This window comes from Enterobacter cloacae complex sp. IR5458 (assembly GCF_049238025.1).
In the GTDB taxonomy this organism is placed as follows: domain Bacteria; phylum Pseudomonadota; class Gammaproteobacteria; order Enterobacterales; family Enterobacteriaceae; genus Enterobacter; species Enterobacter kobei.
On record NZ_JBMKIF010000005.1, the window covers coordinates 218,106 to 240,313 of the forward strand.

Consider the following 22,208-nt stretch of genomic DNA (forward strand, 5'->3'; position numbering starts at 1 on the left):
TATGTTTGAAGCTGCACGCGTAGGTGATGATATCGGCCACTCCGGTGCGCTTGCCGGGATGATTGCCGGAACGATTGTCGGCGGCCTGATTGCCGCCGCCGGGGGCATTCTGGCGGGGGCGATGTTTATTGCCGGACTTGGCGCATCCTGCCTGGGCGTGGGCGTCCTGCTCGTCGGCGCGAGCCTGGCCGTGGGGTACTACACCGGGGAGCTGGCGACCGCCGCCCGCGACAGCATCGCGGACGCCGGGGCATCCAGTATGACGAAGAAAGGCGTCATCACTTCCGGCTCGCCCAATGTGTTTATCAACGGTAAACCCGCCGCGCTTGCCACCGATAGCACCGTCGACTGTTCTGACGACGGCTCGCAGCAGATGGCCGAAGGCTCTAAGCGAGTCTTCATTAACAGCCAGCCTGCGTCCCGCATCGGGGATCGTACCACCTGCGACGCGAAGGTGATGACCGGTTCGGACAACGTCATCATCGGCGGCGACCCGCAGCAAACCCTGCCCATTCAGTCTGAAGTCCCCGAGTGGCTGTATAAAGTCTCCGATCTTACCCTGTTGTTCGCCGGCCTGCTCGGCGGGTGGGGCGGTGCCGCTGGCAAAGTTGGGGCGCTGTCTAAGCTGCTGGGGAAAATTCCCGGTATCAATAAGCTGGCCCGTATCGCCTGCCGCGTCGGCACGCTGATGACCGGCGTTGCCGCCGCGGGGATCATCGCCCGCCCGGTGGATATCGTCAGCGGACAGAAGTTTCTCAGCGGGGATGATGAGCTGGACTTCGTCCTGCCTTCCCGTCTGCCGGTGCGCTGGCAGCGCTACTGGCGCAGCGGCAACCCCGGTGACAGCGTGCTGGGCCGCGGGTGGAGCCTGTTCTGGGAAAGCCGCCTGGAGCCGTATCAGGACGGGCTGGTGTGGCGTGCGCCGTCCGGTGATTACATCGCCTTCCCGAATGTCCCGAAAGGGATGCGCACCTACTGCGAAAGCGAAAAAAACTGGCTTGAGCACCACTCTGACGACAGCTGGTCGGTGTATGACGTCAGCGGCGAGCGCTGGCACTATGCGCCGCTTAAGGATAATGCCCCGTTGCTGCTCCAGCGCATCTCTGAACCCTGCGGCAACGCTATCCTCTTCGAGTGGAATGCGAATAATACCCTGCATGCCCTGACCGACAGCGCGGGCCAGCGCGTAGTCTGCCGCTACGACAGTGACAGGCTTGCCGGTGCCTGGCTGGATGACGAGATCTGCCTGGTCAGTTACGCTTATGATGAACAGCGCCAGCTGGTCTGTGTGACCGGCCGGGGCGGTAGCGTGCGCCGGCGCTTCCGCTGGCAGGACGGGCTAATGAGCGCCCATGAGGACGCCAACGGCCTGCTGAGCGAATACCGCTGGCAGGAGATTGACGGCCTGCCGCGCGTGGTCGGCTTCTGCCACAGCGGCGGCGAACAGCTGACGTTCGAATACGATTTTGATAACGGCACCCGCCGTGCGACCCGCGATGACGGCGCGCAGGCGCACTGGCTGGTGGACGACGACGACAACGTTGCGCGCTTCACGGATTACGACGGTCGTCAGACGACGTTTGTTTACCGCGACGGCGAACTCTGCGACGTCATTCTCCCCGGCGGTGCGATGCGCCGCAGCACGTGGGACAAATACGGCCGCATGACCAGCGAGACGGACCCGGCGGGCCGCCGTACGGAGTATCACTGGTATCGCCTGACCGACCGCATCACCCGGACAGTGTATCCGGACGGTACCTCATCGCAGGCCATGTACGACCTTCGCGGTCGTCTGCTGTCGGAAACGGATCCGGCCGGTAACGCCACCGCGTATGACTATCCCGACGATCAAGAAAACCTGCCGGAGAGCATCACCGACGCCATTGGCGGCGTGGTGCGTCTGGTCTGGAACCACCAGGGGCTGCTGACGCAGCGCACCGATTGCTCCGGCAGCGTGACCCGCTTTACCTACGACCGAGTCGGGCAGCTGATTGCCAGCGAGGATGCGGAAGGGAATATTACGCGCCGGGAATGGAGCCGTGCCGGGCTGCTGAGCGCCGTGATCCACCCGGACGGCAGCCGTGAGTCGCTGGTGTGGAACGAACGCGGCCAGCTCACGGGCTGGCGCGACCCGCTGGAAAGCGAAGTGAGCTGGGCCTATAACGCGCTCGGCCTCCCGGTCAGCCTTACTGACCGAATTGGCCGCGTGCGCCAGTGGCGCTATGACCCGCGCGGTAACCTGTTGCGACTCGATAACGGCAACGGGGCGGAATACCGCTTCACCTACGACGCCGCGGGCCGCCCGCTCAGCGAAACGCGCCCGGACGAGACCGTGCGCCATATGGAATGGGACGCGCGAGGGTTCCTCTGCGCGCTCGAAGAGAACGGCCGGCCTGCCGCCGACGGCGGCATCGCCCGTCGCGTCCAGCAGTTCAGCTATGACGACAGCGGGCTGCTGATCGGGCGCACTCAGCGTCACGCGGAGTACCGCTACTTCCGCGACCTGAGCGGCCAGATTACCCACATCCGCCGCACGCCAACCGCAGAAGGCGTTGCCCTGGGTATCGAAAGCGATGAGATTGTTTACCGGCACGATGCCAACGGGCGCGTGCTGAGCGAATCCGGTATTAACGGCGCGGTGGGCTACGAATGGGATGCCCTGAACAACCTGACCGGCCTGACGCTGCCCGGCGAGCAAAAGCTGGCCTGGCTGCACTACGGCTCCGGCCACGTCAGCGCCATCCGCTTCGGGCAGCAGCTGGTGACCGAGTTCACCCGCGACCGCCTGCACCGTGAGGTGCGCCGCACCCAGGGCGCGCGCGAGCAGGTCCGTCAGTATGACAGCCTCGGCAGACGCACCCTTCAGCGCAGTGAGCTGAGTACGGACGTGACCCTGCCGGAGAAGGCGCTCCTGGAACGCCTGTATCGCTACACCGCGCGCGGCGAGCTTTCCGGCGTCAGCGACACCCTGCGCGGTGAGGTGGATTACGGCTACGACGCCGAAGGTCGTCTGCTGAAGCACTACGAGGCCCGCCAGGGGCACAGCCGCGCGCTGTTCAGCTATGACGCCGCGGATAACCTCGCCGCCAGTGACGATGCGGCACCGGTCACGGATAACCGCCTGCAGCACTGGCAGGCGCTGTTCATGAAATACGACCACTGGGGCAACCTGATCAGCCGCCGCAACGGGCTGTATGAACAGCATTATGCGTATGACGCCGAGAACCGTCTGGTATCCGCGCATGGAACCGGGCCGGAAGGGCGGTTTGAGGCGCGCTATCACTACGACGCGCTGGGCCGCCGCACGCGCAAAATCGTCACTACGACGCACGGCACCACCGAAACGCGCTTCCTGTGGCAGGGCTACCGGCTGCTGCAGGAGCAGCAGGAGAGCGGGCTGTGCAACACCTATATCTACGACCCGAATGAAGCCTGGAGCCCGCTGGCGCGGGTGGATCATCTTCGTGACCAGAACAGCGGTGAGATTTACTGGTTCAACACCGACCTGAACGGCGCGCCGCTGGAAGTGACCGACGAGCGCGGCGTGGTGCGCTGGAGCGGCCAGTACGGCAGCTTTGGCGAGGTACGCCATCAGAGCGAAGGGTTCTCGAGGCTTGTGAATCGCACGGCGATGGCGCATCAGCCGCTTCGCTATGCCGGGCAGTATGCTGACGGTGAAACGGGGCTGCACTATAACCTGTTCCGCTACTACGACCCGCAGGTCGGGCGGTTTATTGTGCAGGATCCGATTGGGCTGAATGGCGGGTGGAACCTTTATCAGTATGCGCCGAATCCGTTGGGGTGGATCGATCCGCTGGGATTGCTGACCTATAACACGATGCCGAGTATTACTGGTTTCCAAAAGCATCATATTATTCCACAACAGTTAAAAGGCCATGATTTAATAAAAGCGGCTGATTTTAATATCCATGATATTAAAAATGTTATTTATTTACCTAAGTCAGCTGATTACCATCCGACAAGAACAATCCATAGTGGGTCTCACCCTGTTTATACAAAAAATATAGGTGACCAGATGGATGCTATATATGAATATGGGAAGGAAAACGGCTGGAAACAAGCAGAGTATAAACAAGCTGTTAGTGAAATTATAAAAAATGAACGTGCCGATTTACGCGGTGGAAAAACTATTCTTAACAAAAACTCGGTTAGAAAAGCGAGGTGCTAAGTATGTATGAACTACGAATTGCTTCTGATTACCCCAATAGTTATTGGTTTGAATACCAGCACCCTGATATATCTGGAAGTGCTTTCTCGCAATGTAAATCAATTGAAATTAACGAGGGGTATTTTTTTAAATTAAAATCTAAGGTGAGTGAGAAGGCACTGCTTGCATATGATTTTTATTATAGTGATGGGCCTATATTCATATCACCCAGACTAGCGTCACTAATTTCTTGCCACGATGTTTTTCGGACTGATGTTCAACTTATTGACGCAACTGTATCTATAAATGAAACCCAATATCAAGGGTATAAAATAATTAATATACTAAGAGAGGTTTCATGCATTGATATGGAAGCTTCAGAAAGTCAACCTATATTAAGTTATTTACCTCATGGTCCAAGGAAGTTTAGTAAAATAGTCTTCAAAGAAAATGTTATTGAAGATTTTAGTATGGCAAGATGTAGTGAATATAAATCTTGCATAATTATTTCAAATGAATTTAAAGAGTTCCTTTCTAAGAGTAATGTGAAAGGAATAGATTTTGCAGACCCTATTTATTAATGTGAGTATGATTTAAATTAGCCAAAATGGTCCGGGGAAATATTTTCCCGGATTATAATAATTCATTTAAATTGAAGTTCAATGGGATATATTATTTTATCATTAACTACTTGCTTTGCAAAGTATAAAAAATAAACCTCAAAGATTGTGCGTTTGAGACAATGGTGGATGAGATTGAAAAAGCATTTAAACAACTTATTGTCATTTGCAATAAATACTCGCTGTCAGGGAGTTTCAGAACCGTCAATGATCTGGACAATGCCTTCCCGTCCAACTTACCTCGTTCGACAGAGGTGGAATTTTTATATGAAAATTACAATCCTGAAAAATTAAAGATTGAAACAGGCTTCGCGCCAATTAAACTTCACTCAGTCAGTGAGCTCTTAAAGGCTCAAAATGGTTATGAGTACTTACTAAAAAATTACCTTGTTATTGGTGATGATTTAGGTGGAGGTAAACCTATAATTGCGGTTGTCGATGAAGGGAATACCCCTATTTATGCAAGTTATGATGTAATTGAACCATTTAAAATAGCTTGTAGTCTCTCTGGATTTATATTTTCATTGGCTGAGCTTATTGATTTGGTATATGGTCAATATGATATCTTTGATATAGCAGATGATAATGACGAAGTAAAAGATGATTTTATTGATGAGTTGCGGAAAAGAATTGTGCCTCTTATCGGTAATGAAAGTTTTAATGCGTTTTATAATTATTTTTATGGGTAAATTGTTTTCGTTCAAAAGAGAGTCAGCGATAATATTATTTTTTTTCAAAGGGGTGCTCTCTCTGATTCTTACAGATATTTTATGCAAGAATTAAAATGGTTGTGCTGTGTATTTATTTAATTGAATTAATCATCATGAATGAAAGGAGAGGGATTCTATGCAGACTACGCGAGTAATGGGAGAAGGATATGAACCTTACGTTGAGCAATTAGGCGACAAACTGATTTATTCATTACCTGTTGAATCTGGATTTGTCAGCTTTTATTTTGAGTTTGATATTCGTCAGACCGATCTTGACGTCCTGCTGTCCGATCATTACCGGCGGGCCGTCATGGAAGTGACCGCACACACTCTGCTTCAGCACTCGACGTTGAAGGGACACAAACGATTTACTCAGAACGATTTTGATAACCTTATTGCCACTACCCTTCATGCATCGCAAGAGCATCTTAGCGCATTCATTTCTCAGATTAATCGGGAGCACAATATTTCGATTGAACATTATGTAAATGACATAGTGAATAGACGTATAACTAAAGGGTGAAAAGACCGATTCCAGATAAAATCAATATTCATCTTAGAATCACGCTGTAACTACAACTCTTTTCAACCTCTTACTTCCCTAAGAGGCCAAATCGATTTCGTGATAACTGGCGAATGCTGCGAGGTACGTCATCAGAGCAAAGGATTTTCACGGATTGTGAAACACATCAGCCGTTTCGCTATGCCGGGCTATAAGCTGAGGGTGAATCTGGACCGTACTATAACCTGTTTCGCTGTTATGACCTACAGGGCGGTCGGTTTATTGTACAGGATCAGTTTTGGTTGAATGGTAGATGAAACCTTTATCATTATGCGGCTAATCAGTGGGGATGGATTGAGCTGCTGGGTCTTGCCATCGATCCAATCGCTAAGCTTAGTGAGCGTGGATACAGTACTGTTGTTCAAACCCTACAGGTGGGCTGGATTATTCGGGAAGTAATGACTTGTATAATAAAGCTGGCATTAATCCTGTTGTTTCTATCGAATATACCGGAGATTATTTGCAAGATTTCCATGCTGCAAATATAGAGGCTGGATTGAATCAAAAAACTACGCCAAGTGTTTATGTCTGGCACCATCTTGATGATTATAATCCTGAAACTAACAAAGGGACTATGCAATTGGTTAAACAAAGTGCTCATCAGGGAATTTCGCATACTGGTGGCGTTAGTCAGTACAAGGCTGCCACTGGAAATGCCTATACTCATTCAGCCAGAAACCGTGCCCGCAGAACCGTTGGAGGAAAATGCTAATGTATCTTACTGATTCAGAGAATAAACTGACTGTAGACGAAATAAACGCGTTCAATGCGTACTTTGATCATCATCTTCCCGCATCATTTCTTGATTTTTATCTTAAAAATAATGGTGGGTATCCTCATGATAATAAAGATGGTAATCCTTTTATGCTTGGCGGTTTTAATCCTATAAAATATGGTGACCTGCCAATTGAGCAACTCTATCATGATCTTATCGAGTCGTTTGGCGAGTTAAAGAATATGGTTCCTTTTGCTTATGATGACGGGGGGGACACTTTTCTATTATCTCTCAAATCTGATGATTCATTAGGGAAGGTATTTATTTTTCTGATGGATGATAAAGAGGTTGAGTTGGTCGCTGATTCGTTCTCGGAATTTTTAGAAGAATTATTTGCATGAAAGTAAAGAGGCTGTTTATAAAATTATCGGTGGTGAGGTTGTCTTTTTGAAAGCCCAAAGTCAGAGTCTGGCTTAAATATTTAAGTTCACTCATTAATTTTATGGTTTCTAGATTTATAACCCGGATTATGCCGGCTTTATTAATAGGGTATGGTAACTATTAAATTTTCATATCCGATAACAGCTTTGCCTCAAAGAACTGATGCATAACCTAATATTATCTATGGTTATGCAGAGCCGTTTCGTGCAGATGGCACAATTGTTGAGCCAACTTCAACGGAGAACAGAATAGCTGCGACACTTTTTTTCTTAACACCTGGTTGAATTCCATCCTAATCAATTCCCCACAAATGCACTCACCGGCACGCCAAAACGCTTCGCCAGCGCGCGCATGTGCTCCAGCGTTAATGGCGGGGTCGTGCTCGACAGTGGGCATTACCTCGACGGAATTCTTTTTAAGAAGCGCCGATTAAATAGCGCGCTTCATCATCACGTAATCGCCAAAGATAACATCTGGCTCCCAGTCATCGTTTTTATAAAACGCCAGGGCAGGCACGTTTTTTTGATAAACACCGAGCTTCAGCGTTTTAATATTTAACGCATTGGCTGCCTGATAAAGTTGCGCCATTATACGTTTAGCCAGGTGTTGTCGCCGATATGACGGAGCAATAGCAATCGTTAACTCAGGACCCGAAATCCCAGGTTTGTCCCCTTCGGGGAAATTCCTGAGCCAGGCAGCCCCTGCTGGAGTTCCATCTGTGGATTCCGCAATAATACCCACCTCGCCCGCTTCAGGGAAATTTTCTATATATGCATATGAATGGGGAAAATTTTCAATATTATCTATATCAAATGTTTGTTCAGAGGCTATCGTTGCCTCATAAAGCATCTGCACCATAAAAGGGCGATCTTCTGCTGTAATTAATCTAAATCTAAAATCCATTATCAGTATCTTCCATAACGTATTGTACACAATTGGCTTAAGGCGCAAACGATACATGCCATCTGTGATGAGCTCAACGTATAAGAAGGTTATTTACAATCAGCTGGCGGTTTGAGACCAAATGGCATTAGCGTTGCTGATTAACGCTGTAACGTTTTCGTTAGCATCTCACTCCAGCCCTTCAATATTCGACTTAACTGCCTTCAGCGTTCTTTTACGGATCCAGCCGCTGCCTGCCCGAATGACCAGCCAGTAAGCTGTCATGTTTAGCAGAGTGCTTCTGTCCGGACAATAAACAAAGGTTTCCGTAGAGAGCTCATGTTGGCCTGGTGCGCGTTCCGTTACCTGATAGCGCAGCAGCAGCTTTGCTTTACCCGCAGCGACTGGCGTCTGAAAAGCGCTGGCATCCGGCACGTTTTCAAGGTTGAAATCTGTACGCCAGAATTGTCCTCTTAACCCGTAACAGATCTCTGACGCTGATTGGGTCAAAAGGGTAAAACTGTGCAACCCAAAGTTGCTCATCGACCCGGCTTGTTTATTCCGTAATAATTTTTTCGGTATTTGCCGCAAAGACATTAACCGCCGAATCACGGCATCCTGACGGATGTCAAAGTTTGCAATCAACGGCAGAATATTTTCAGGGTGACAAGTGTGGATGACCGTTTGGTGTTTTTCATAAAACTGGAACTGGGGGAGAAAAGCGGGAACATCCTGCCAGTTAGCAAGCACTTTGCGGGTAACGAATCCTGGGTTCAGCATCGCTTATCCTTGTCACTCCTTGAGTTCAGCCAGAGTAACAGATGGTGTGCCGCAGACAATTACCAGGAAAAGGGAGTGGGGAAGCGTTACGATGTCATCATTAATTCCCTGTCACCTTAACCTGCTTTCGCTCAATTCCCCACAAACGCACTCACTGGCAATCCAAAACGCTTCGCCAGCGCGCGCATATGATCCAGCGTTAACGTGCGCTGTCCGTTGAGGATCCGACTCACCAGAGACTTCTTGCCAATCTCATTCTCAAAGTCGCTCTGAGTGAGTTGGTACTGATCCATCAGCGTTCTCAGCAGTGCAACTCCAGATGAAATGCTGGCAAAGCGCGCGTTAAATTCTGCAAACTCCGCAGACTCGTTTTCGTATTTATCGATTTTGGCGGTGAGCAATTCTACCAGCGGGCTATCGGGGTCATGCTCAATCAGATACTCAACCAACCCCAGAGCATCCTCGTAATCTTGTCGCGTCGGGCTTGATCCCAAAAAAGGGAGCGCGTTTGTCAGATCATTTGCCGCTTTGATGGCTGCTGCATAATTCATTCTTTCGTTCTCCGCTAGAGGTCCGTAAGCTTGTCATACTCTGCGTGTGTGCTGATGTGTTTGATGAAGATCTTTCCACGCTCAAAATCAGCAAGAAACATCACTCTTAAATGCCCGCCGCCCGCATCAATGACCCATCATTTCTTCCGGTATTTCATCCTGTCCAGGCTGGGGAAGCGTTTTCACATGTCGTCTGGTGATGGGGAGTGTTCCTTTTTTAGTACCCGGTAAAGATCGTCCAGGGCGAGTGATTGATTGGGATAATGTCTGGCCGCTGTGTCGAAAGGCGCTCTTGAGACTAAGTGTATCCTTGCCCCTTGTTTCCAGACTGGAAACATTATAGGTGACAGTTGATGGGTTGACAATATGGAAACTTATTTAGGGGAAGAAGGACTTTTGGAGCAGGTTCAGAAAAACTAAAGGGAGCATGTGTTGTAGTTTGTTATATTTTTTATTTGTGTGTCTGTGCCTGAATTGGTAGCTAAGGTAAAAAGCGATCAAGATCATATTACTACTCGTAATGAGTCAAAAACATGCCTGCTTTTTATTAGGAGAGAACAATCGGTTCTCACATCATATAGTCAAGTCTCTGGTTACAGTGTTGCTAGCTGGTTTTACATACAGTTTTTTCATCAGAAGGGGGCGAAAGCAAGATATTCTGCTAACATTATGCATATGAAAATTGATATTTTTATTTACATGATATAAATTTGAGCTTTACAGTATTGATATACCAAACTTGACGCGTAAATTTTGAAGAGTATTGCATTTCTATGCGCTGTCAGCTTTATCAAAGCCATTGTTCGAAATAATGAAATACTTTGCATGCAACATAGTTCAGGGGGACTTGATGCAACATAAGAACACAATCAATCAAATCATTGATGAAAAGAAGGAACTGATCGAACTAGTTTTAGTTGCTGTAGTTTTAGCCATATCCCTAGGGTTTCTTACGAATCTAATTGCAGTAAAACTACCATTGTGGACTGTTTGGATATTCTTGCTTGTATCTGTGGCATGCCTAGTGACTTTTTCTAGTAGGCTCGTAAAAAAGCTCTCATTTGATGAAAATATCCCGGCAGTTGTCTTTTTTCGATCCACCACAAACTCACTGGTCCCAGTAAAGGGTTATGACTTTGCAGAAGATATGGCTCGTACTATTAGAGCTATAGAGGCTGAGAATAAATCTATTTTCGCAGGTTGGGCAAATGATCCACTTTCGAAACCTCGTGAGCCCAATACAATCAATGAAAGTGAGCATGAGAAGCAATACATTGCAATCTCTCGCATGAATATAGATGACTCCGAAATTCCTCAGAAACCTCGATCAGTAGAACTCCTAGAAGAAATAGCACAATTTTGTCTTTTAGAGTCGCTGTCAACCCATTTGAGGGATTATTTTGATCACACAGATAGCGGGGCGATTGAAGAATTACAAAGAAAAGATATCCCAGAGTTATTACATGCAAATCGTGTCCTAAATCTGTTGACAACGCCGATTGAGCAACGTGATATTTTTATTGAGGCATTCCCAAATCCCGATAAACGGCCAGAAGGAGAAATTCATAGTCTGTGGTCTTCTGACGGTGCTATTTACAACCGCTTCGATTTGGTTCTACCAAAAAACAGCGCGGTCACCATACCTGAGACCAAGATAGTGAGATTAGAAACTAAAAGGCTGGTTGTTGAAATTAAAGTTAGTTATCCCGGCACAACTGCAAATACGCCCACCTTTTTCGAAAAGGCCTATCTCAAAATTCCTAACTATGAAATAGAAACAAGAAATTTGGATGTTGAGATAAAGGGACGTATAAAACTTTTTGCTCTACTCTCTTCAAAAGGATGGGCCGATTATCAATGGATTGATTCTTTTAGGGAACGTATCCGCTCTGAGTGGGACTTCGAAGAGTTTCTTCATAGAATTAATTGGACTAGCATTGAAGCTATGCTCTATTGTCAAAGAAAACCTAAGTGATATTATGCTTTATAATACATTTAAGCCGATACTATTACGTAGTTTAGCTTAATTGTTGTTTGATTCCTTAGCGTAAGTAAAAGAGCTGAATTGCTCCGAAGAGATACACGGATGCAAATAAAATATGGACTGCTCTTATTTTGGAGTAGTCCAGAGCATCCGAAAATAATATCACATTATAAATATGCCTTTGAAATTAAGTTTGGTGTCATTTTTAGAGTCCAATAATATTAAAAAGAACCAAAAACCAGCAAAGTAATACATCATTAATTTGGTGTCTAGGCCAAGAGGTGTTGTGGTACCCATATCTTTTACTTCTCATCGCTCTTACCAGACAACAACATTGTATTTTGCGTAAGGCCGAAATCCTGCTTCTTACCCAGCAGAACCCCGTCCTCCCTTCACCCGCCTCAGTGCGCCGTTATATAAGGCTCCTTCACAAACTCCGCCAGCAGCCAAACCATATCATGCAGCAGCCCAGTCAGCTCTTTCGCTACACTAGGCGGCAGCGCACCACCCATCACCGCCAGCGTTAACGCCACGACATAGTCCACCTGCAACGCTGTCTCTTGCCAGCAGTCCGGTACGCAGGAGGCGATCTTTTCTCCCGCAATGAGCCGTTCAACCAGATACGGTGGAAGTTCTGAGTCACAGCACTCGCGCAGCCGTTTCAGCGCAGCCAGCAGTCGCTCGCATAGCGTGGTAAACGTCACTGTGTCGTCAGTTTCCACCAGCACGCTGACATACGCAGTGCAGGCATCAGCCAGTTCGAAGAGATCCGCAGAAACGGGAAGTTGCAGGTGGAGAAGATGATAAACAGCGCTTTCTTCAGTAAGCGCGTAAGACAGGGAAGGGATAGTTGTCATGTGATTTTCCTTTTTAAACATACTCCAGACCACCACATAAGTTCCTACGCTCATGGGTGGTAGCGCTGACGGAGGTAGGAATACCGCACATGACAAAGCGGCCAACCTTTCGGTTGCTCCGCCAGCGCGACCGTATTTTAACGGGATGAGCACTGTCGCGACAAAAATAATTGCCGTGTCATGTATGCGGGTTCCTACGCCCGGTTACGGATGTGCCGCAACGCAGGCACTTTAAAACCGCGAAGAAGGGAAGAAAAGCGATATACCTGAATTACATAAGGTTGCTTGCAGGTTTGCGAGGCGGCTTCCAGAAGGGTATTGCCGGGTGGCGGCTACGCCTTACCCGGCCTACAAAACCAAACACCAAACAACCCCCACCCCGACACGAACCGTAGGCCCGTGCAAGCGCAGCGCCGCCGGGCACAGCCGCGCTGCCGCTACCCCTCACTCATCATCGTCAAAAACCGCTTCACCGTCCGCGAACGCTCAAACCGACGCCAGCAGAGCGCGATATCGGTATAAAGTTCCGGTGAGTTCAACGCATGATAGGTGACATTCGGCGGAGAAATGGCCGCCATCGATTTTGGCACCAGCGCGAATCCGCCGCCCGCGGAAACCATGCTCAGCGAAGATGAAAGCTGTGACGCCTGCAGCGCATGCTGCACGTTAATGCCGGCCCGCTCGCAGTAGCTGTAAACCCGGTCATACAATCCCGGCGCGACCTCCTGCGGGAACAGCACCACCGGTGTATCCCGCAGCTGCTCTAAGGCCAGCGAATCGCTCTCCGCCAGCGGATGGTCGCGATGCAGCGCCACCACCATCGGCTCGCGGTCGAGAATTTTGATTTCAAACATCTTGCTGCTTTCGCACGGCAGGCGCACGAAGGCGATATCCAGTTCACCGTCCGCCAGCATCGTCGTCAGCGACGACATATTGGCTTCTACCTGATGAACCTGCACCGCCATGTTCTGCACCTGAAACTGACGGATTAGCGCGAAAATCTGAGGATGAAAAGCGTCGGAGCTGGTGATGCCTATCGACAGGCTGCCGTTCAGCCCGCGCGCGATGCCGCGCGCTTTCTCCAGCGCGGCGTCGCTCAGCGCCAGGATCTTACAGGCGTCCTCATAGAAGGCTTCTCCCGCCTCGGTCAGCTCTACGCCCCGCGTCAGACGCCTGAACAGCGGGGTGCCCACTTCCTCTTCGAGCCGTTTAATCTGCTGACTCAGAGGTGGCTGTGAAATGCCCAGCGCTTTGGCTGCTTTGGTGAAGTGTCGCTCGCGTGCAACCGCGACAAAATACCGCAGATAACGAAGTTCCATATCTAAAACGTCTCAAACCAGCATGGTTTCTATATTGGAACTCTCTGCTGAATCGGGTCAACATTTATTTAACCTTTCTAAATAAAGTTGAAGAGGACGAGCATGATGATGCATTCATCTGCCTGCGACTGTGAGGCCAGCTTGTGCGAGACCCTGCGTGGGTTCTCCGCCCAGCATCCTGACAGCGTGATCTATCAAACATCGCTAATGAGCGCCCTGCTAAGCGGCGTATACGAAGGTGAGACCACCATCGCCGATCTGCTGGCACACGGTGATTTTGGCCTGGGTACGTTCAACGAGCTGGATGGCGAAATGATTGCCTTCAGCAGCCAGGTATACCAGCTGCGTGCCGACGGCAGCGCCCGGGCCGCGAAGCCGGAGCAGAAAACGCCGTTCGCGGTGATGACCTGGTTTCAGCCGCAGTACCGTAAAACCTTTGATACGCCGGTCAGCCGTCAGCAGATCCACGATGTGATCGACCAGCAAATCCCGACCGATAACCTGTTCTGTGCGTTGCGTATCGACGGTAATTTCCGCCACGCCCACACCCGCACCGTACCGCGCCAGACGCCGCCGTACCGGGCGATGACCGACGTGCTGGATGACCAGCCGGTGTTCCGCTTCAACCAGCGCGAGGGCGTGCTGGTCGGGTTCCGCACCCCGCAGCATATGCAGGGCATTAACGTGGCCGGTTATCACGAGCATTTTATTACTGACGACCGTCAGGGCGGGGGACACCTGCTCGACTATCAGCTTGAGAGTGGTGTGCTCACCTTCGGCGAAATTCACAAGCTCATGATTGACCTGCCCGCCGACAGCGCGTTCTTACAGGCCAACCTTCACCCGAGCAATCTGGATGCCGCGATCCGTTCCGTCGAAAACTAACAGGAGAACTACCGTGAACAGTGAGAAACAGTCACGTCAGTGGGCGCATGGCGCCGATATGGTTGTCGGCCAGCTGGAAGCGCAGGGCGTGAAGCAGGTATTCGGGATCCCGGGGGCGAAAATCGACAAAGTGTTTGACTCCCTGCTGGACTCCTCCATCGAGATCATACCCGTGCGTCACGAAGCGAATGCGGCGTTTATGGCGGCAGCGGTAGGGCGGTTGACCGGTAAAGCCGGGGTGGCGCTGGTGACCTCCGGCCCCGGCTGTTCCAATCTGATCACCGGCATTGCCACCGCCAACAGCGAGGGCGATCCGGTGGTCGCCCTGGGCGGGGCGGTCAAACGCGCGGATAAAGCGAAGCTGGTGCACCAGAGCATGGACACCGTCGCCATGTTCAGCCCGGTGACCAAATATGCCGTCGAAGTCAGCTCGCCGGACGCGATTGCCGAGGTGGTATCGAACGCGTTTCGCGCCGCCGAGCACGGCAGGCCGGGGGGCGCGTTCGTCAGCCTGCCGCAGGATATCGTCGACCAGCCTGCGACGGGGACGATTTTACCCGCCAGCGGTGCGACGCTGATGGGTCCGGCACCGGAGTCTGCGATTAACGACGTGGCGAAGCTTATCGAAAACGCTAAAAACCCGGTCATTTTACTTGGCCTGATGGCCAGCCAGCCCGCGAACAGCGATGCCCTGCGTAAGCTGCTGGAGAAAAGCCGTATCCCTGTCACCAGCACCTATCAGGCCGCCGGGGCGGTGAATCAGGAGCACTTTACCCGCTTCGCCGGGCGCGTCGGCCTGTTCAATAACCAGGCGGGCGACCGGCTGCTGCATCTGGCGGATCTGATTATCTGCATCGGCTACAGCCCGGTGGAGTACGAGCCGTCTATGTGGAACAGCGGCGACGCCACGCTGGTGCACATTGACGTGCTGCCTGCCTATGAAGAGCGTAACTACGTGCCGGATCTTGAGCTGGTGGGGGATATCGCCGGAACGCTGAACCTGCTTGCCGGCCGGATCGAGCATAAGCTGGAGCTGAGCCAGCGCGCCTCTGAAATCCTGGTCGATCGTCAGCATCAGCGGGATCTGCTCGATCGTCGCGGCGCCTCGCTCAACCAGTTTGCTCTGCACCCGCTGCGCATCGTGCGCGCCATGCAGGACATCGTCAATAACGACGTGACCCTGACCGTCGATATGGGCAGCTTCCACATCTGGATCGCCCGCTACCTTTACAGCTTCCGCGCGCGTCAGGTAATGATCTCCAACGGCCAGCAAACCATGGGCGTTGCCCTGCCGTGGGCGATTGGTGCCTGGCTGGTGAATCCGGGCCGCAAGGTGGTATCGGTCTCCGGTGACGGTGGCTTCCTGCAGTCGAGCATGGAGCTGGAAACCGCGGTGCGCCTCAACGCCAACGTGCTGCACATCATCTGGGTGGATAACGCCTACAACATGGTGGCGATCCAGGAAGAGAAAAAATACCAGCGCCTTTCCGGCGTCGAGTTCGGCCCGGTCGATTTCAAAGTCTATGCCGATGCCTTCGGCGCGAAAGGCTTTGCCGTGGAGAGTGCTGAAGCGCTCGAACCGACGCTGCGCGCGGCGATGGATGTCGATGGCCCGGCCGTGGTGGCCATTCCCGTCGACTACAGCGATAACCCGCTGCTGATGGGCCAGCTCCATCTCAGCCAGATTTTGTGACTCAATATAAGGACAGAGAAATGCAAAAAGTTGCTCTCGTAACCGGCTCAGGCCAGGGGATTGGTAAAGCGATTGCGCTGCGCCTGGTGAAGGATGGCTTTGCCGTTGCCATTGCCGACTATAACGATGAGACGGCAAGAGCCGTCGCCGATGAAATCATCCGCAACGGCGGCAAGGCTGTCGCCGTGAAGGTGGATGTCTCTGACCGCGAGCAGGTGTTTGCGGCGGTGGAAAAAGCGCGCACCGCGCTGGGCGGTTTTAACGTCATCGTTAATAACGCCGGGATTGCGCCGTCCACGCCTATCGAATCCATCACGCCAGAGATTGTCGACAAGGTCTACAACATCAACGTGAAAGGGGTGATCTGGGGTATTCAGGCTGCCATCGACGCGTTCCGCAAAGAGGGGCACGGCGGGAAGATCATCAACGCCTGCTCCCAGGCAGGCCACACCGGCAACCCGGAACTGGCCGTGTACAGCTCCAGCAAGTTCGCGGTTCGCGGCTTAACCCAGACCGCAGCGCGAGACCTTGCTCCGCTGGGCATCACCGTTAACGCCTATTGCCCGGGCATCGTCAAAACGCCGATGTGGGCGGAAATCGACCGTCAGGTCTCCGAGGCGGCGGGCAAACCGCTTGGCTACGGGACGGAAACTTTTGCCAAACGCATCACGCTGGGTCGTTTGTCCGAGCCGGAAGATGTCGCCGCCTGCGTTTCATACCTCGCCGGGCCGGATTCTGATTACATGACCGGGCAATCCTTATTGATTGATGGTGGGATGGTGTTCAACTAAATACTAATAAGCTCTGACATGAGTTTTCCCCTGCCCCCGTGCAGGGGCTTTTTTTTGTCTCCTTAGCCATTGTGCATTACACTGCGCGCTGCAAAACTTTAGTCATTACGATCTGACAGGCGGTAACAGCGATGAACGGAACAATCACAACGTGGTTTAAAGATAAAGGCTTTGGATTTATCAAAGATGAAAACGGCGATAACCGCTATTTTCATGTGATTAAGGTCGCCAACCCTGATCTGATTAAGAAAGATGCGGCGGTGACGTTCGAGCCGACGACGAATAATAAAGGCCTTTCCGCCTATGCGGTGAAGGTGATCCCCGAGAGTAAACACCTCTATATTGCGGGCGAGCGCGTGAAGCTCACCTCGATCAAATCCTTCGTGGTGTTCAGCGAAGAAGAGCCGGTTGAAACCAAAATCGACAAAGAAAACGCGGTGCTGTCGGTGGGTCTGCTGATGAACAGCATTAAGCCGAAATCCGAGGTAAAATCGGGTGAAATGCGCACCGTGAAGAAGCTGGCGATCACGACCTTCCAGAACACGACGCTGATCTTTACCGAAGATGAAATTGACATTGACGCTACGGTCAAGCTGCTGAAGTGATTTGTTGCCGGGTGGCGGCGATGCCTTACCCGGCCTACGAAAAACCCTCAACGCGGCACGAAACGTAGGCCCGGTAAGCATCGCGCCACCGGGCACAGCCGCACCCGTTTACCCCATCCTGTGCTCGCCCCGTAACATCGCCTCCCGATCAAACACCTTCTGGATCTCCCCGTGTGCCATAAATGCCGCCCGGTCGGACATATGGGCAATCACGTCCGCATCGTGGCTCACCAGCAGATAGGTCATGTCGTGGGCGGCTTTCAGGCGGTTGAGCAGGTTAAGAATTTCCGCCTGCACGGACATATCTAGTGCCGAGGTCGGTTCATCCAGCAGCAGAAGCTGCGGGCGCAACAGCAGCGCACGGGCAATCGCCACGCGCTGACGCTGGCCGCCGGAAAGCTGGTGCGGATAACGTTTCCCCGCATCGGCAGACAGGCCCACCTGTTTAAGCGCATCCGCCACCTTTTCCGCAATCTGCGTTTCGCCATGGATGTTCAACGGCTCCGACAGCGTGCGTGCAATGGTGTGGTTCGGGTGCAATGACGCCCACGGATCCTGAAACACCATCTGCACGTTGCGACGCAGCGTGCCTTGAAAACGTCGCCCGGGCGTTAACGTCTCTCCCAGTAGCGTAATGTTCCCGCGCCACTCGCGATGCAGCCCCGCCAGCACGCGCAGAAGGGTCGATTTCCCGCAGCCGGATTCCCCGATCAGGCTGAAGGTTTCGCCTTTCGCGATGGTAAAGCTGGCGGCAGAGACCGCCGTCTTTTCCCCGAAGGTGACCTGAACCTGGTTAACCTCAACGAGCGCCATCGTTCGCCTCCTTCCACGGCTGCGAACGGTCGAGCGTCGGCAGCATCTGCCCAAAGGTATTGGCATTTGGCCTGCAGGTCCACAGGGTGCGCGTATACGGATGCGTTGCCTGAGGGAGTTGGCTTGCCGCCATCTCATCAACCTTTTCGCCCTGATACATCACCAGCACGCGGTCGCAGTGTTCCGCCACCAGCGGCAGGTCATGGCTGATTAACAGCATCGCCATCTGGCGCGCTTCACACTGCTGCACCAGCAGTTCGAGGATCTGGTTGCGCAGGCGAGCGTCCAGCGCTGAGGTCGGTTCGTCGGCAATCAGCACCTGCGGGTTGTTGATGAGCGCAATCGCAATCATCACCCGCTGGCCCATGCCGCCGGAAAGTTCGCCGGGATAACGCTGAAGCACATGTTCGCTCAGTCCGACAGCGCGAATGATGTCGTGAATGCGCGCCACGCGTTCTGAACGGGGCAGGCGCTGATGCAGCGTGAGCGCCTCGTCAAGCTGAGCGGCAACGCTTTTCACCGGATTGAGCGCGTAGCGCGGGTCCTGCAAAACCATCGCAATCCCGTTGCCGCGCAGCGCTTGCCAGCGGCGGGCGTTCAGAGTCAGCAGATCGTTGCCCAGCACGTTAAGTTGCCGGGCGCTCACCATGCCGGGCTTACGTACCAGCCCCATCAGGGCGCGGGCAGACATCGATTTACCCGAGCCGGATTCACCCACCAGCGCCAGACGCTCGTTGCCAAGCGTAAAGCTCAGGTTGTTGACCACGCGTGCGGCGGGGTAGTCGATATTCAGCGCATCGACGATAACGCGGTGTTCAGTCATGTTGCGGCTCCAGTACGTCACGCAGGCCATCGCCTAGCAGGTTAAAGGCCAGGCTGGCAAACAGAATGGCTCCGCCGGGAATGGCGGCGATCCACCACTGGTCGAAAATCACCTGCATGCCGTCAGCAATCATTGCCCCCCATTCAGCCATTGGCGGACGGGCGCCAAGGCCGAGGAAACCGAGCCCGGCGGCGGCCAGAATAATGCCGGCCAGATCCAGCGCCAGACGCACAATCGCAGACGGCAGACACAGCGGCAGAATATGGCCGACCAGCAGGCGCGGGCCGCGAATTCCCATCATCTCGGCAGCGGCCAGATAATCGCTGTGGCGCAGACGCTGAATTTCGCTTCGCGCCTGACGTGCATAAGCAGGCCAGGTGGTTAAGGCCAGCGCCAGCGCGCCGTTGACCAGCCCCGGACCCAGCATCGCCACAAACGCGAATGCAAGGATGAGGCGCGGCATCGACATCACCACGTCGGTAAAGCGCATCAGGAGGCGCTCCATCCAGCCGCCGTAGTAGCCGGACAGGATCCCCACCAGCAGCCCGGTGGGCAGGGTAATGACCGTCACTAAGGCCACCAGCCCGAGCGCCGGACGGGTACCGTAAATCAGGCGCGAGAGCAGGTCGCGCCCGTAGCTGTCGGTGCCGAGCCAGTGCTGGCTATTCGGTGCCTGCAGGCGCGAGGCGGCGTCCTGCCAGTTCGGGTCAACCGGTGCAAGCCAGGGGGCGAACAGGGCGATCACCATCAGCAGCACGATGGCAATCAACCCGCAAAAGGCGGCAGGCGAACGGCGCAGGCGACGTATAAAGAGATAAAACGGCATCAGCGCACCCTGGGATCGGTTGCCTGCACAAGCAGGTCGGTAAGGTTATTGATCAGCACAAAACAGATGCCAATCAGCAGCGTGCCGCCCATGACGGCGGTAGTGTCTCCGGCGAACAGGGCGGTGGTGAGGTAGCGTCCGATGCCTGGCCAGGAGAAGACGGTTTCCGTTAATACCGCACCTTCCAGCATGCTGGTGTAGGCCAGCGCAATCACCGTCAGCAGGGTGCTGCGAATGTTCGGCAGCACGTGGCGCAGCAGAATAGTCATCTCCCCGGCCCCCTTGGCGCGAGCGAGCAGGATGTACTCTTTGTTCATTTCGCTCAGACAGGCGGAGCGCGTCAGGCGGGTAATGCTTGCGAGCGAGTAATAGGCCAGCAGCAGCACCGGCAGCACAAGGTGGCTGAGGGCGTTGCGAAACGCCTCGCGATCGCCAGAAAGCCAGGTATCCACCAGCGCAAAGCCGGTGCGTGGTTCTACGGTGAACTGCCAGATGTCATCCAGCCTGCCGGGACCCGCGCTCCACTGCAGCTTCGCGTAGAACAGGGCCAGCATCAGCAGGCCAAGCCAGAAAATCGGCACCGAGTTGCCGAGCAGGGTGAGCGTTCTGAGCGTTAAATCAAGCGGCGAACCGGCATAGCGGGCGCACAGCACCCCGGCAATCACGCCGAGCACGGCGCCGATGATTAAGGCCAGCGTAGCCAGTTCGAGCGTGGCGGGAAAAGCGTGCAGCAAGTCCTGCAACACCGGCTGGCCGGTGGCGCTGGCAGTGCCCAGATCACCGTGGGCAAGGTCTTGCAGGTAGTGCCAGAACTGCACGGGCAGGGGGCGATCTAACCCGAGCTGGTGGCGAACCTGATCGTAGGTGGACTGGCTGGCGTGATCGCCGACGATCTGCAGCACGCGATCGACCGGAGAAAATGCCGAGAGCGCAAACGTGACGAGCAGCAGCCCGAAAAGCGTGAGCAGCAGAGTCAGCAGAGCCTGAAGCACGCGGGTGGAAAGATGTGGCATGGGAAATCTCTTCATGCCGGGTGGCGGCTTCGCCTTACCCGGCCTACAAAACCGAGAACACAGGCCGGGTAAGCGCAGCGCCACCCGGCAACAAAGGCTACTTCGTGACGCGATCGTACCAGACCATGTCCGCGTTCAAGCCCTGCTGATATCCCTTCACGTTATCGCGCACCACGATCTGGGTTTTGCCCTGATCGACGAACACATACGGCGAGCTATGTTGCAGCTGTTCCTGCATTTTCTTGTACAGATCCAGTCGTTTCGCCGGATCCGGCTCGGCAACCGCCGAGAGCGTGGCTTTGTTAAGCTCGGGAATTTTCCAGCTGTTCAGACCGGCTACGGTACTGGATTTGCCATCGTTCCACGCAAAGGCGCTGGCGTTAGAGTGTGCATCAAAGTAGTCCGGGATCCACAGACGAATCGCCGCCTGATGCTGCTTTGCGCGCACGCGGGCATAGACCTGGCTCCCGGCAGCGGGCAGCAGATCGACCCTCACGCCCCCCTGAGCAAAGCTCGCCTGCATGGACTGGGCGATGGTGATAAACGGCGGCTTGTTCTCCACGTCCAGCGTGAAGTGCGCGTCTTTAATGCCCGCTTTGGCGAGAATTTCTTTCGCCTTAGCTGGGTCAAACGTGAATGGATTCGCTTCCAGCGCGCCCGGCAGACCGACCGGCAGGAAGCTCTGATGCACAAAATACTGGCCTTTCAGCAGGTTTTTGGTAATGCCTTCATAATCAACCAGCCAGCGTGAAGCTTCCCAGAACGCCGGGTTGTTGAGCAGCGGGTTAGCGCTGTTGCCGGTGTTAAACACCAGATAATTTTGCTCGGCGGACGGAATGCTCAGCACCTTCACGCCCGGCTTGCCCTCCAGGGCGCTAATCTGGTCTGCCCCCAGATCGCGCGCCACGTCGGCATCACCCTGCTGGATCAGCAGGCGGCGGGAAGCCGGATCGGGAACGTTTTTAATGATGATGTTTTTAAGCTTCGGCGCGCCGCCGGGAGCCGATTCGTTGGCTTCCAGCACGATAGCCTGATGCGGCTGATAAACGCGCATTTTGAACGCGCCGCTGCCTGCCGAGTGCATTTTCAGCCAGGCGTTGCCGAAGTCGTTTGATCTTACCCAGCAATAGTGGACACGCGGCTAAGTGAGTAAACTCTCAGTCAGAGGTG

20 protein-coding genes and 2 pseudogenes are annotated in these 22,208 nt (G+C 53.3%); 11 read left to right on the forward strand and 11 right to left on the reverse strand.

What is annotated here, in order from left to right; translation table 11 throughout:
- The first annotated feature begins 1 nt into the window (after position 1).
- The 6 genes from ACOTYN_RS06330 (at position 2) to ACOTYN_RS06355 (ending at position 7,176) form a co-directional block, all read left to right on the forward strand.
- Positions 2-4,189, forward strand: a complete 4,188-nt coding sequence (locus tag ACOTYN_RS06330) for an RHS repeat-associated core domain-containing protein (protein WP_332956675.1) — start codon at positions 2-4, stop codon at positions 4,187-4,189.
- A 2-nt stretch (positions 4,190-4,191) separates the two neighbouring features.
- The gene (locus tag ACOTYN_RS06335) at positions 4,192-4,749 is read left to right on the forward strand and encodes an imm11 family protein (RefSeq protein WP_023336864.1); all 558 of its coding nucleotides are present in this window, start codon (positions 4,192-4,194) and stop codon (positions 4,747-4,749) included.
- Between the two features lie 161 nt (positions 4,750-4,910).
- Positions 4,911-5,477, forward strand: coding sequence for a hypothetical protein (locus ACOTYN_RS06340; protein WP_023336865.1), 567 nt, complete (start codon positions 4,911-4,913; stop codon positions 5,475-5,477).
- A gap of 157 nt (positions 5,478-5,634) precedes the next feature.
- Positions 5,635-6,021 (forward strand): hypothetical protein, encoded by a 387-nt coding sequence (locus ACOTYN_RS06345; RefSeq protein ID WP_014882892.1) that lies wholly within the window; start codon positions 5,635-5,637, stop codon positions 6,019-6,021.
- A gap of 442 nt (positions 6,022-6,463) precedes the next feature.
- The gene (locus ACOTYN_RS06350) at positions 6,464-6,772 is read left to right on the forward strand and encodes an HNH endonuclease (RefSeq protein ID WP_234107132.1); all 309 of its coding nucleotides are present in this window, start codon (positions 6,464-6,466) and stop codon (positions 6,770-6,772) included.
- A complete protein-coding gene (locus ACOTYN_RS06355; protein WP_332956670.1) occupies positions 6,772-7,176 on the forward strand; it encodes an SMI1/KNR4 family protein in 405 nt (134 codons plus the stop codon). Before ACOTYN_RS06350 ends, ACOTYN_RS06355 begins: the two co-directional genes overlap by 1 nt.
- 469 nt (positions 7,177-7,645) lie before the next feature.
- On the opposite strand, the gene ACOTYN_RS06360 is transcribed toward ACOTYN_RS06355, so the two are convergent.
- The 4 genes and pseudogenes from ACOTYN_RS06360 to ACOTYN_RS06375 form a co-directional block, all read right to left on the reverse strand.
- Positions 7,646-8,119 carry a GNAT family N-acetyltransferase gene (locus tag ACOTYN_RS06360; RefSeq protein WP_332956668.1) on the reverse strand — a complete coding sequence of 158 codons (474 nt, stop codon included), beginning with the start codon at positions 8,117-8,119 and terminating at the stop codon, positions 7,646-7,648.
- A 168-nt stretch (positions 8,120-8,287) separates the two neighbouring features.
- Positions 8,288-8,878, reverse strand: coding sequence for a hypothetical protein (locus ACOTYN_RS06365; RefSeq protein ID WP_332956666.1), 591 nt, complete (start codon positions 8,876-8,878; stop codon positions 8,288-8,290).
- A gap of 131 nt (positions 8,879-9,009) precedes the next feature.
- Positions 9,010-9,429, reverse strand: a complete 420-nt coding sequence (locus tag ACOTYN_RS06370) for a helix-turn-helix domain-containing protein (RefSeq protein WP_332956663.1) — start codon at positions 9,427-9,429, stop codon at positions 9,010-9,012.
- A 14-nt stretch (positions 9,430-9,443) separates the two neighbouring features.
- Positions 9,444-9,737 (reverse strand): annotated as a pseudogene (locus ACOTYN_RS06375) (type II toxin-antitoxin system HigB family toxin).
- A gap of 542 nt (positions 9,738-10,279) precedes the next feature.
- Between ACOTYN_RS06375 and ACOTYN_RS06380 the strand changes: the two are divergent.
- The gene (locus tag ACOTYN_RS06380) at positions 10,280-11,404 is read left to right on the forward strand and encodes a hypothetical protein (protein WP_332956661.1); all 1,125 of its coding nucleotides are present in this window, start codon (positions 10,280-10,282) and stop codon (positions 11,402-11,404) included.
- Positions 11,405-11,814: 410 nt separating this feature from the next.
- On the opposite strand, the gene ACOTYN_RS06385 is transcribed toward ACOTYN_RS06380, so the two are convergent.
- Both ACOTYN_RS06385 and ACOTYN_RS06390 read right to left on the reverse strand, forming a co-directional pair.
- Complete coding sequence (locus tag ACOTYN_RS06385; protein WP_332956659.1) at positions 11,815-12,270, reverse strand: hypothetical protein; 456 nt, start codon at positions 12,268-12,270, stop codon at positions 11,815-11,817.
- 437 nt (positions 12,271-12,707) lie between these two features.
- Positions 12,708-13,589, reverse strand: coding sequence for a LysR family transcriptional regulator (locus ACOTYN_RS06390; protein WP_047344433.1), 882 nt, complete (start codon positions 13,587-13,589; stop codon positions 12,708-12,710).
- 105 nt (positions 13,590-13,694) lie between these two features.
- On the opposite strand from ACOTYN_RS06390, the gene budA reads away from it, so the two are divergent.
- From budA to ACOTYN_RS06410, 4 genes are all read left to right on the forward strand, one after another.
- On the forward strand, positions 13,695-14,474 hold the full coding sequence (gene budA / locus ACOTYN_RS06395) for an acetolactate decarboxylase (protein WP_332956656.1): 780 nt from the start codon (positions 13,695-13,697) through the stop codon (positions 14,472-14,474).
- Positions 14,446-16,167 (forward strand): acetolactate synthase AlsS, encoded by a 1,722-nt coding sequence (alsS, locus tag ACOTYN_RS06400; protein ID WP_407226670.1) that lies wholly within the window; start codon positions 14,446-14,448, stop codon positions 16,165-16,167. Before budA ends, alsS begins: the two co-directional genes overlap by 29 nt.
- 20 nt (positions 16,168-16,187) lie before the next feature.
- Positions 16,188-16,958, forward strand: a complete 771-nt coding sequence (locus ACOTYN_RS06405; protein WP_014882919.1) for a (S)-acetoin forming diacetyl reductase — start codon at positions 16,188-16,190, stop codon at positions 16,956-16,958.
- A 131-nt stretch (positions 16,959-17,089) separates the two neighbouring features.
- Complete coding sequence (locus ACOTYN_RS06410; RefSeq protein WP_014882920.1) at positions 17,090-17,563, forward strand: cold-shock protein; 474 nt, start codon at positions 17,090-17,092, stop codon at positions 17,561-17,563.
- Positions 17,564-17,671: 108 nt separating this feature from the next.
- On the opposite strand, the gene ACOTYN_RS06415 is transcribed toward ACOTYN_RS06410, so the two are convergent.
- The 5 genes and pseudogenes from ACOTYN_RS06415 to ACOTYN_RS06435 all read right to left on the reverse strand — a co-directional run.
- Entirely contained in the window at positions 17,672-18,376 is a 705-nt protein-coding gene (locus tag ACOTYN_RS06415) for an ABC transporter ATP-binding protein (RefSeq protein WP_332956652.1), read from the reverse strand.
- On the reverse strand, positions 18,363-19,199 hold the full coding sequence (locus ACOTYN_RS06420) for an ABC transporter ATP-binding protein (protein ID WP_014882922.1): 837 nt from the start codon (positions 19,197-19,199) through the stop codon (positions 18,363-18,365). Before ACOTYN_RS06420 ends, ACOTYN_RS06415 begins: the two co-directional genes overlap by 14 nt.
- Positions 19,192-20,025, reverse strand: a complete 834-nt coding sequence (locus ACOTYN_RS06425) for an ABC transporter permease (protein ID WP_023332327.1) — start codon at positions 20,023-20,025, stop codon at positions 19,192-19,194. Before ACOTYN_RS06425 ends, ACOTYN_RS06420 begins: the two co-directional genes overlap by 8 nt.
- On the reverse strand, positions 20,025-21,038 hold the full coding sequence (locus ACOTYN_RS06430; protein WP_014882924.1) for an ABC transporter permease: 1,014 nt from the start codon (positions 21,036-21,038) through the stop codon (positions 20,025-20,027). The genes ACOTYN_RS06425 and ACOTYN_RS06430 overlap by 1 nt, the downstream gene beginning before the upstream one ends.
- 97 nt (positions 21,039-21,135) lie before the next feature.
- Positions 21,136-22,155, reverse strand: a pseudogene (locus ACOTYN_RS06435) (ABC transporter substrate-binding protein); the annotation flags it as partial.
- Positions 22,156-22,208: the final 53 nt, after the last annotated feature.

Excerpts from the sequence above, each read along its gene's own strand:
- ACOTYN_RS06410 (WP_014882920.1), top strand. The coding sequence starts at position 17,090 with ATGAACGGAACAATCACAACGTGGTTTAAAGATAAAGGCTTTGGATTT.
- ACOTYN_RS06385 (WP_332956659.1), bottom strand. The coding sequence starts at position 12,270 with ATGACAACTATCCCTTCCCTGTCTTACGCGCTTACTGAAGAAAGCGCT.
- ACOTYN_RS06390 (WP_047344433.1), bottom strand. The coding sequence starts at position 13,589 with ATGGAACTTCGTTATCTGCGGTATTTTGTCGCGGTTGCACGCGAGCGA.
- ACOTYN_RS06355 (WP_332956670.1), top strand. The coding sequence starts at position 6,772 with ATGTATCTTACTGATTCAGAGAATAAACTGACTGTAGACGAAATAAAC.
- ACOTYN_RS06335 (WP_023336864.1), top strand. The coding sequence starts at position 4,192 with ATGTATGAACTACGAATTGCTTCTGATTACCCCAATAGTTATTGGTTT.
- ACOTYN_RS06370 (WP_332956663.1), bottom strand. The coding sequence starts at position 9,429 with ATGAATTATGCAGCAGCCATCAAAGCGGCAAATGATCTGACAAACGCG.
- budA (WP_332956656.1), top strand. The coding sequence starts at position 13,695 with ATGATGCATTCATCTGCCTGCGACTGTGAGGCCAGCTTGTGCGAGACC.
- ACOTYN_RS06365 (WP_332956666.1), bottom strand. The coding sequence starts at position 8,878 with ATGCTGAACCCAGGATTCGTTACCCGCAAAGTGCTTGCTAACTGGCAG.
- ACOTYN_RS06345 (WP_014882892.1), top strand. The coding sequence starts at position 5,635 with ATGCAGACTACGCGAGTAATGGGAGAAGGATATGAACCTTACGTTGAG.
- ACOTYN_RS06420 (WP_014882922.1), bottom strand. The coding sequence starts at position 19,199 with ATGACTGAACACCGCGTTATCGTCGATGCGCTGAATATCGACTACCCC.
- ACOTYN_RS06380 (WP_332956661.1), top strand. The coding sequence starts at position 10,280 with ATGCAACATAAGAACACAATCAATCAAATCATTGATGAAAAGAAGGAA.
- ACOTYN_RS06360 (WP_332956668.1), bottom strand. The coding sequence starts at position 8,119 with ATGGATTTTAGATTTAGATTAATTACAGCAGAAGATCGCCCTTTTATG.
- ACOTYN_RS06330 (WP_332956675.1), top strand. The coding sequence starts at position 2 with ATGTTTGAAGCTGCACGCGTAGGTGATGATATCGGCCACTCCGGTGCG.
- ACOTYN_RS06425 (WP_023332327.1), bottom strand. The coding sequence starts at position 20,025 with ATGCCGTTTTATCTCTTTATACGTCGCCTGCGCCGTTCGCCTGCCGCC.
- ACOTYN_RS06340 (WP_023336865.1), top strand. The coding sequence starts at position 4,911 with ATGGTGGATGAGATTGAAAAAGCATTTAAACAACTTATTGTCATTTGC.
- alsS (WP_407226670.1), top strand. The coding sequence starts at position 14,446 with ATGCCGCGATCCGTTCCGTCGAAAACTAACAGGAGAACTACCGTGAAC.
- ACOTYN_RS06415 (WP_332956652.1), bottom strand. The coding sequence starts at position 18,376 with ATGGCGCTCGTTGAGGTTAACCAGGTTCAGGTCACCTTCGGGGAAAAG.
- ACOTYN_RS06430 (WP_014882924.1), bottom strand. The coding sequence starts at position 21,038 with ATGCCACATCTTTCCACCCGCGTGCTTCAGGCTCTGCTGACTCTGCTG.
- ACOTYN_RS06405 (WP_014882919.1), top strand. The coding sequence starts at position 16,188 with ATGCAAAAAGTTGCTCTCGTAACCGGCTCAGGCCAGGGGATTGGTAAA.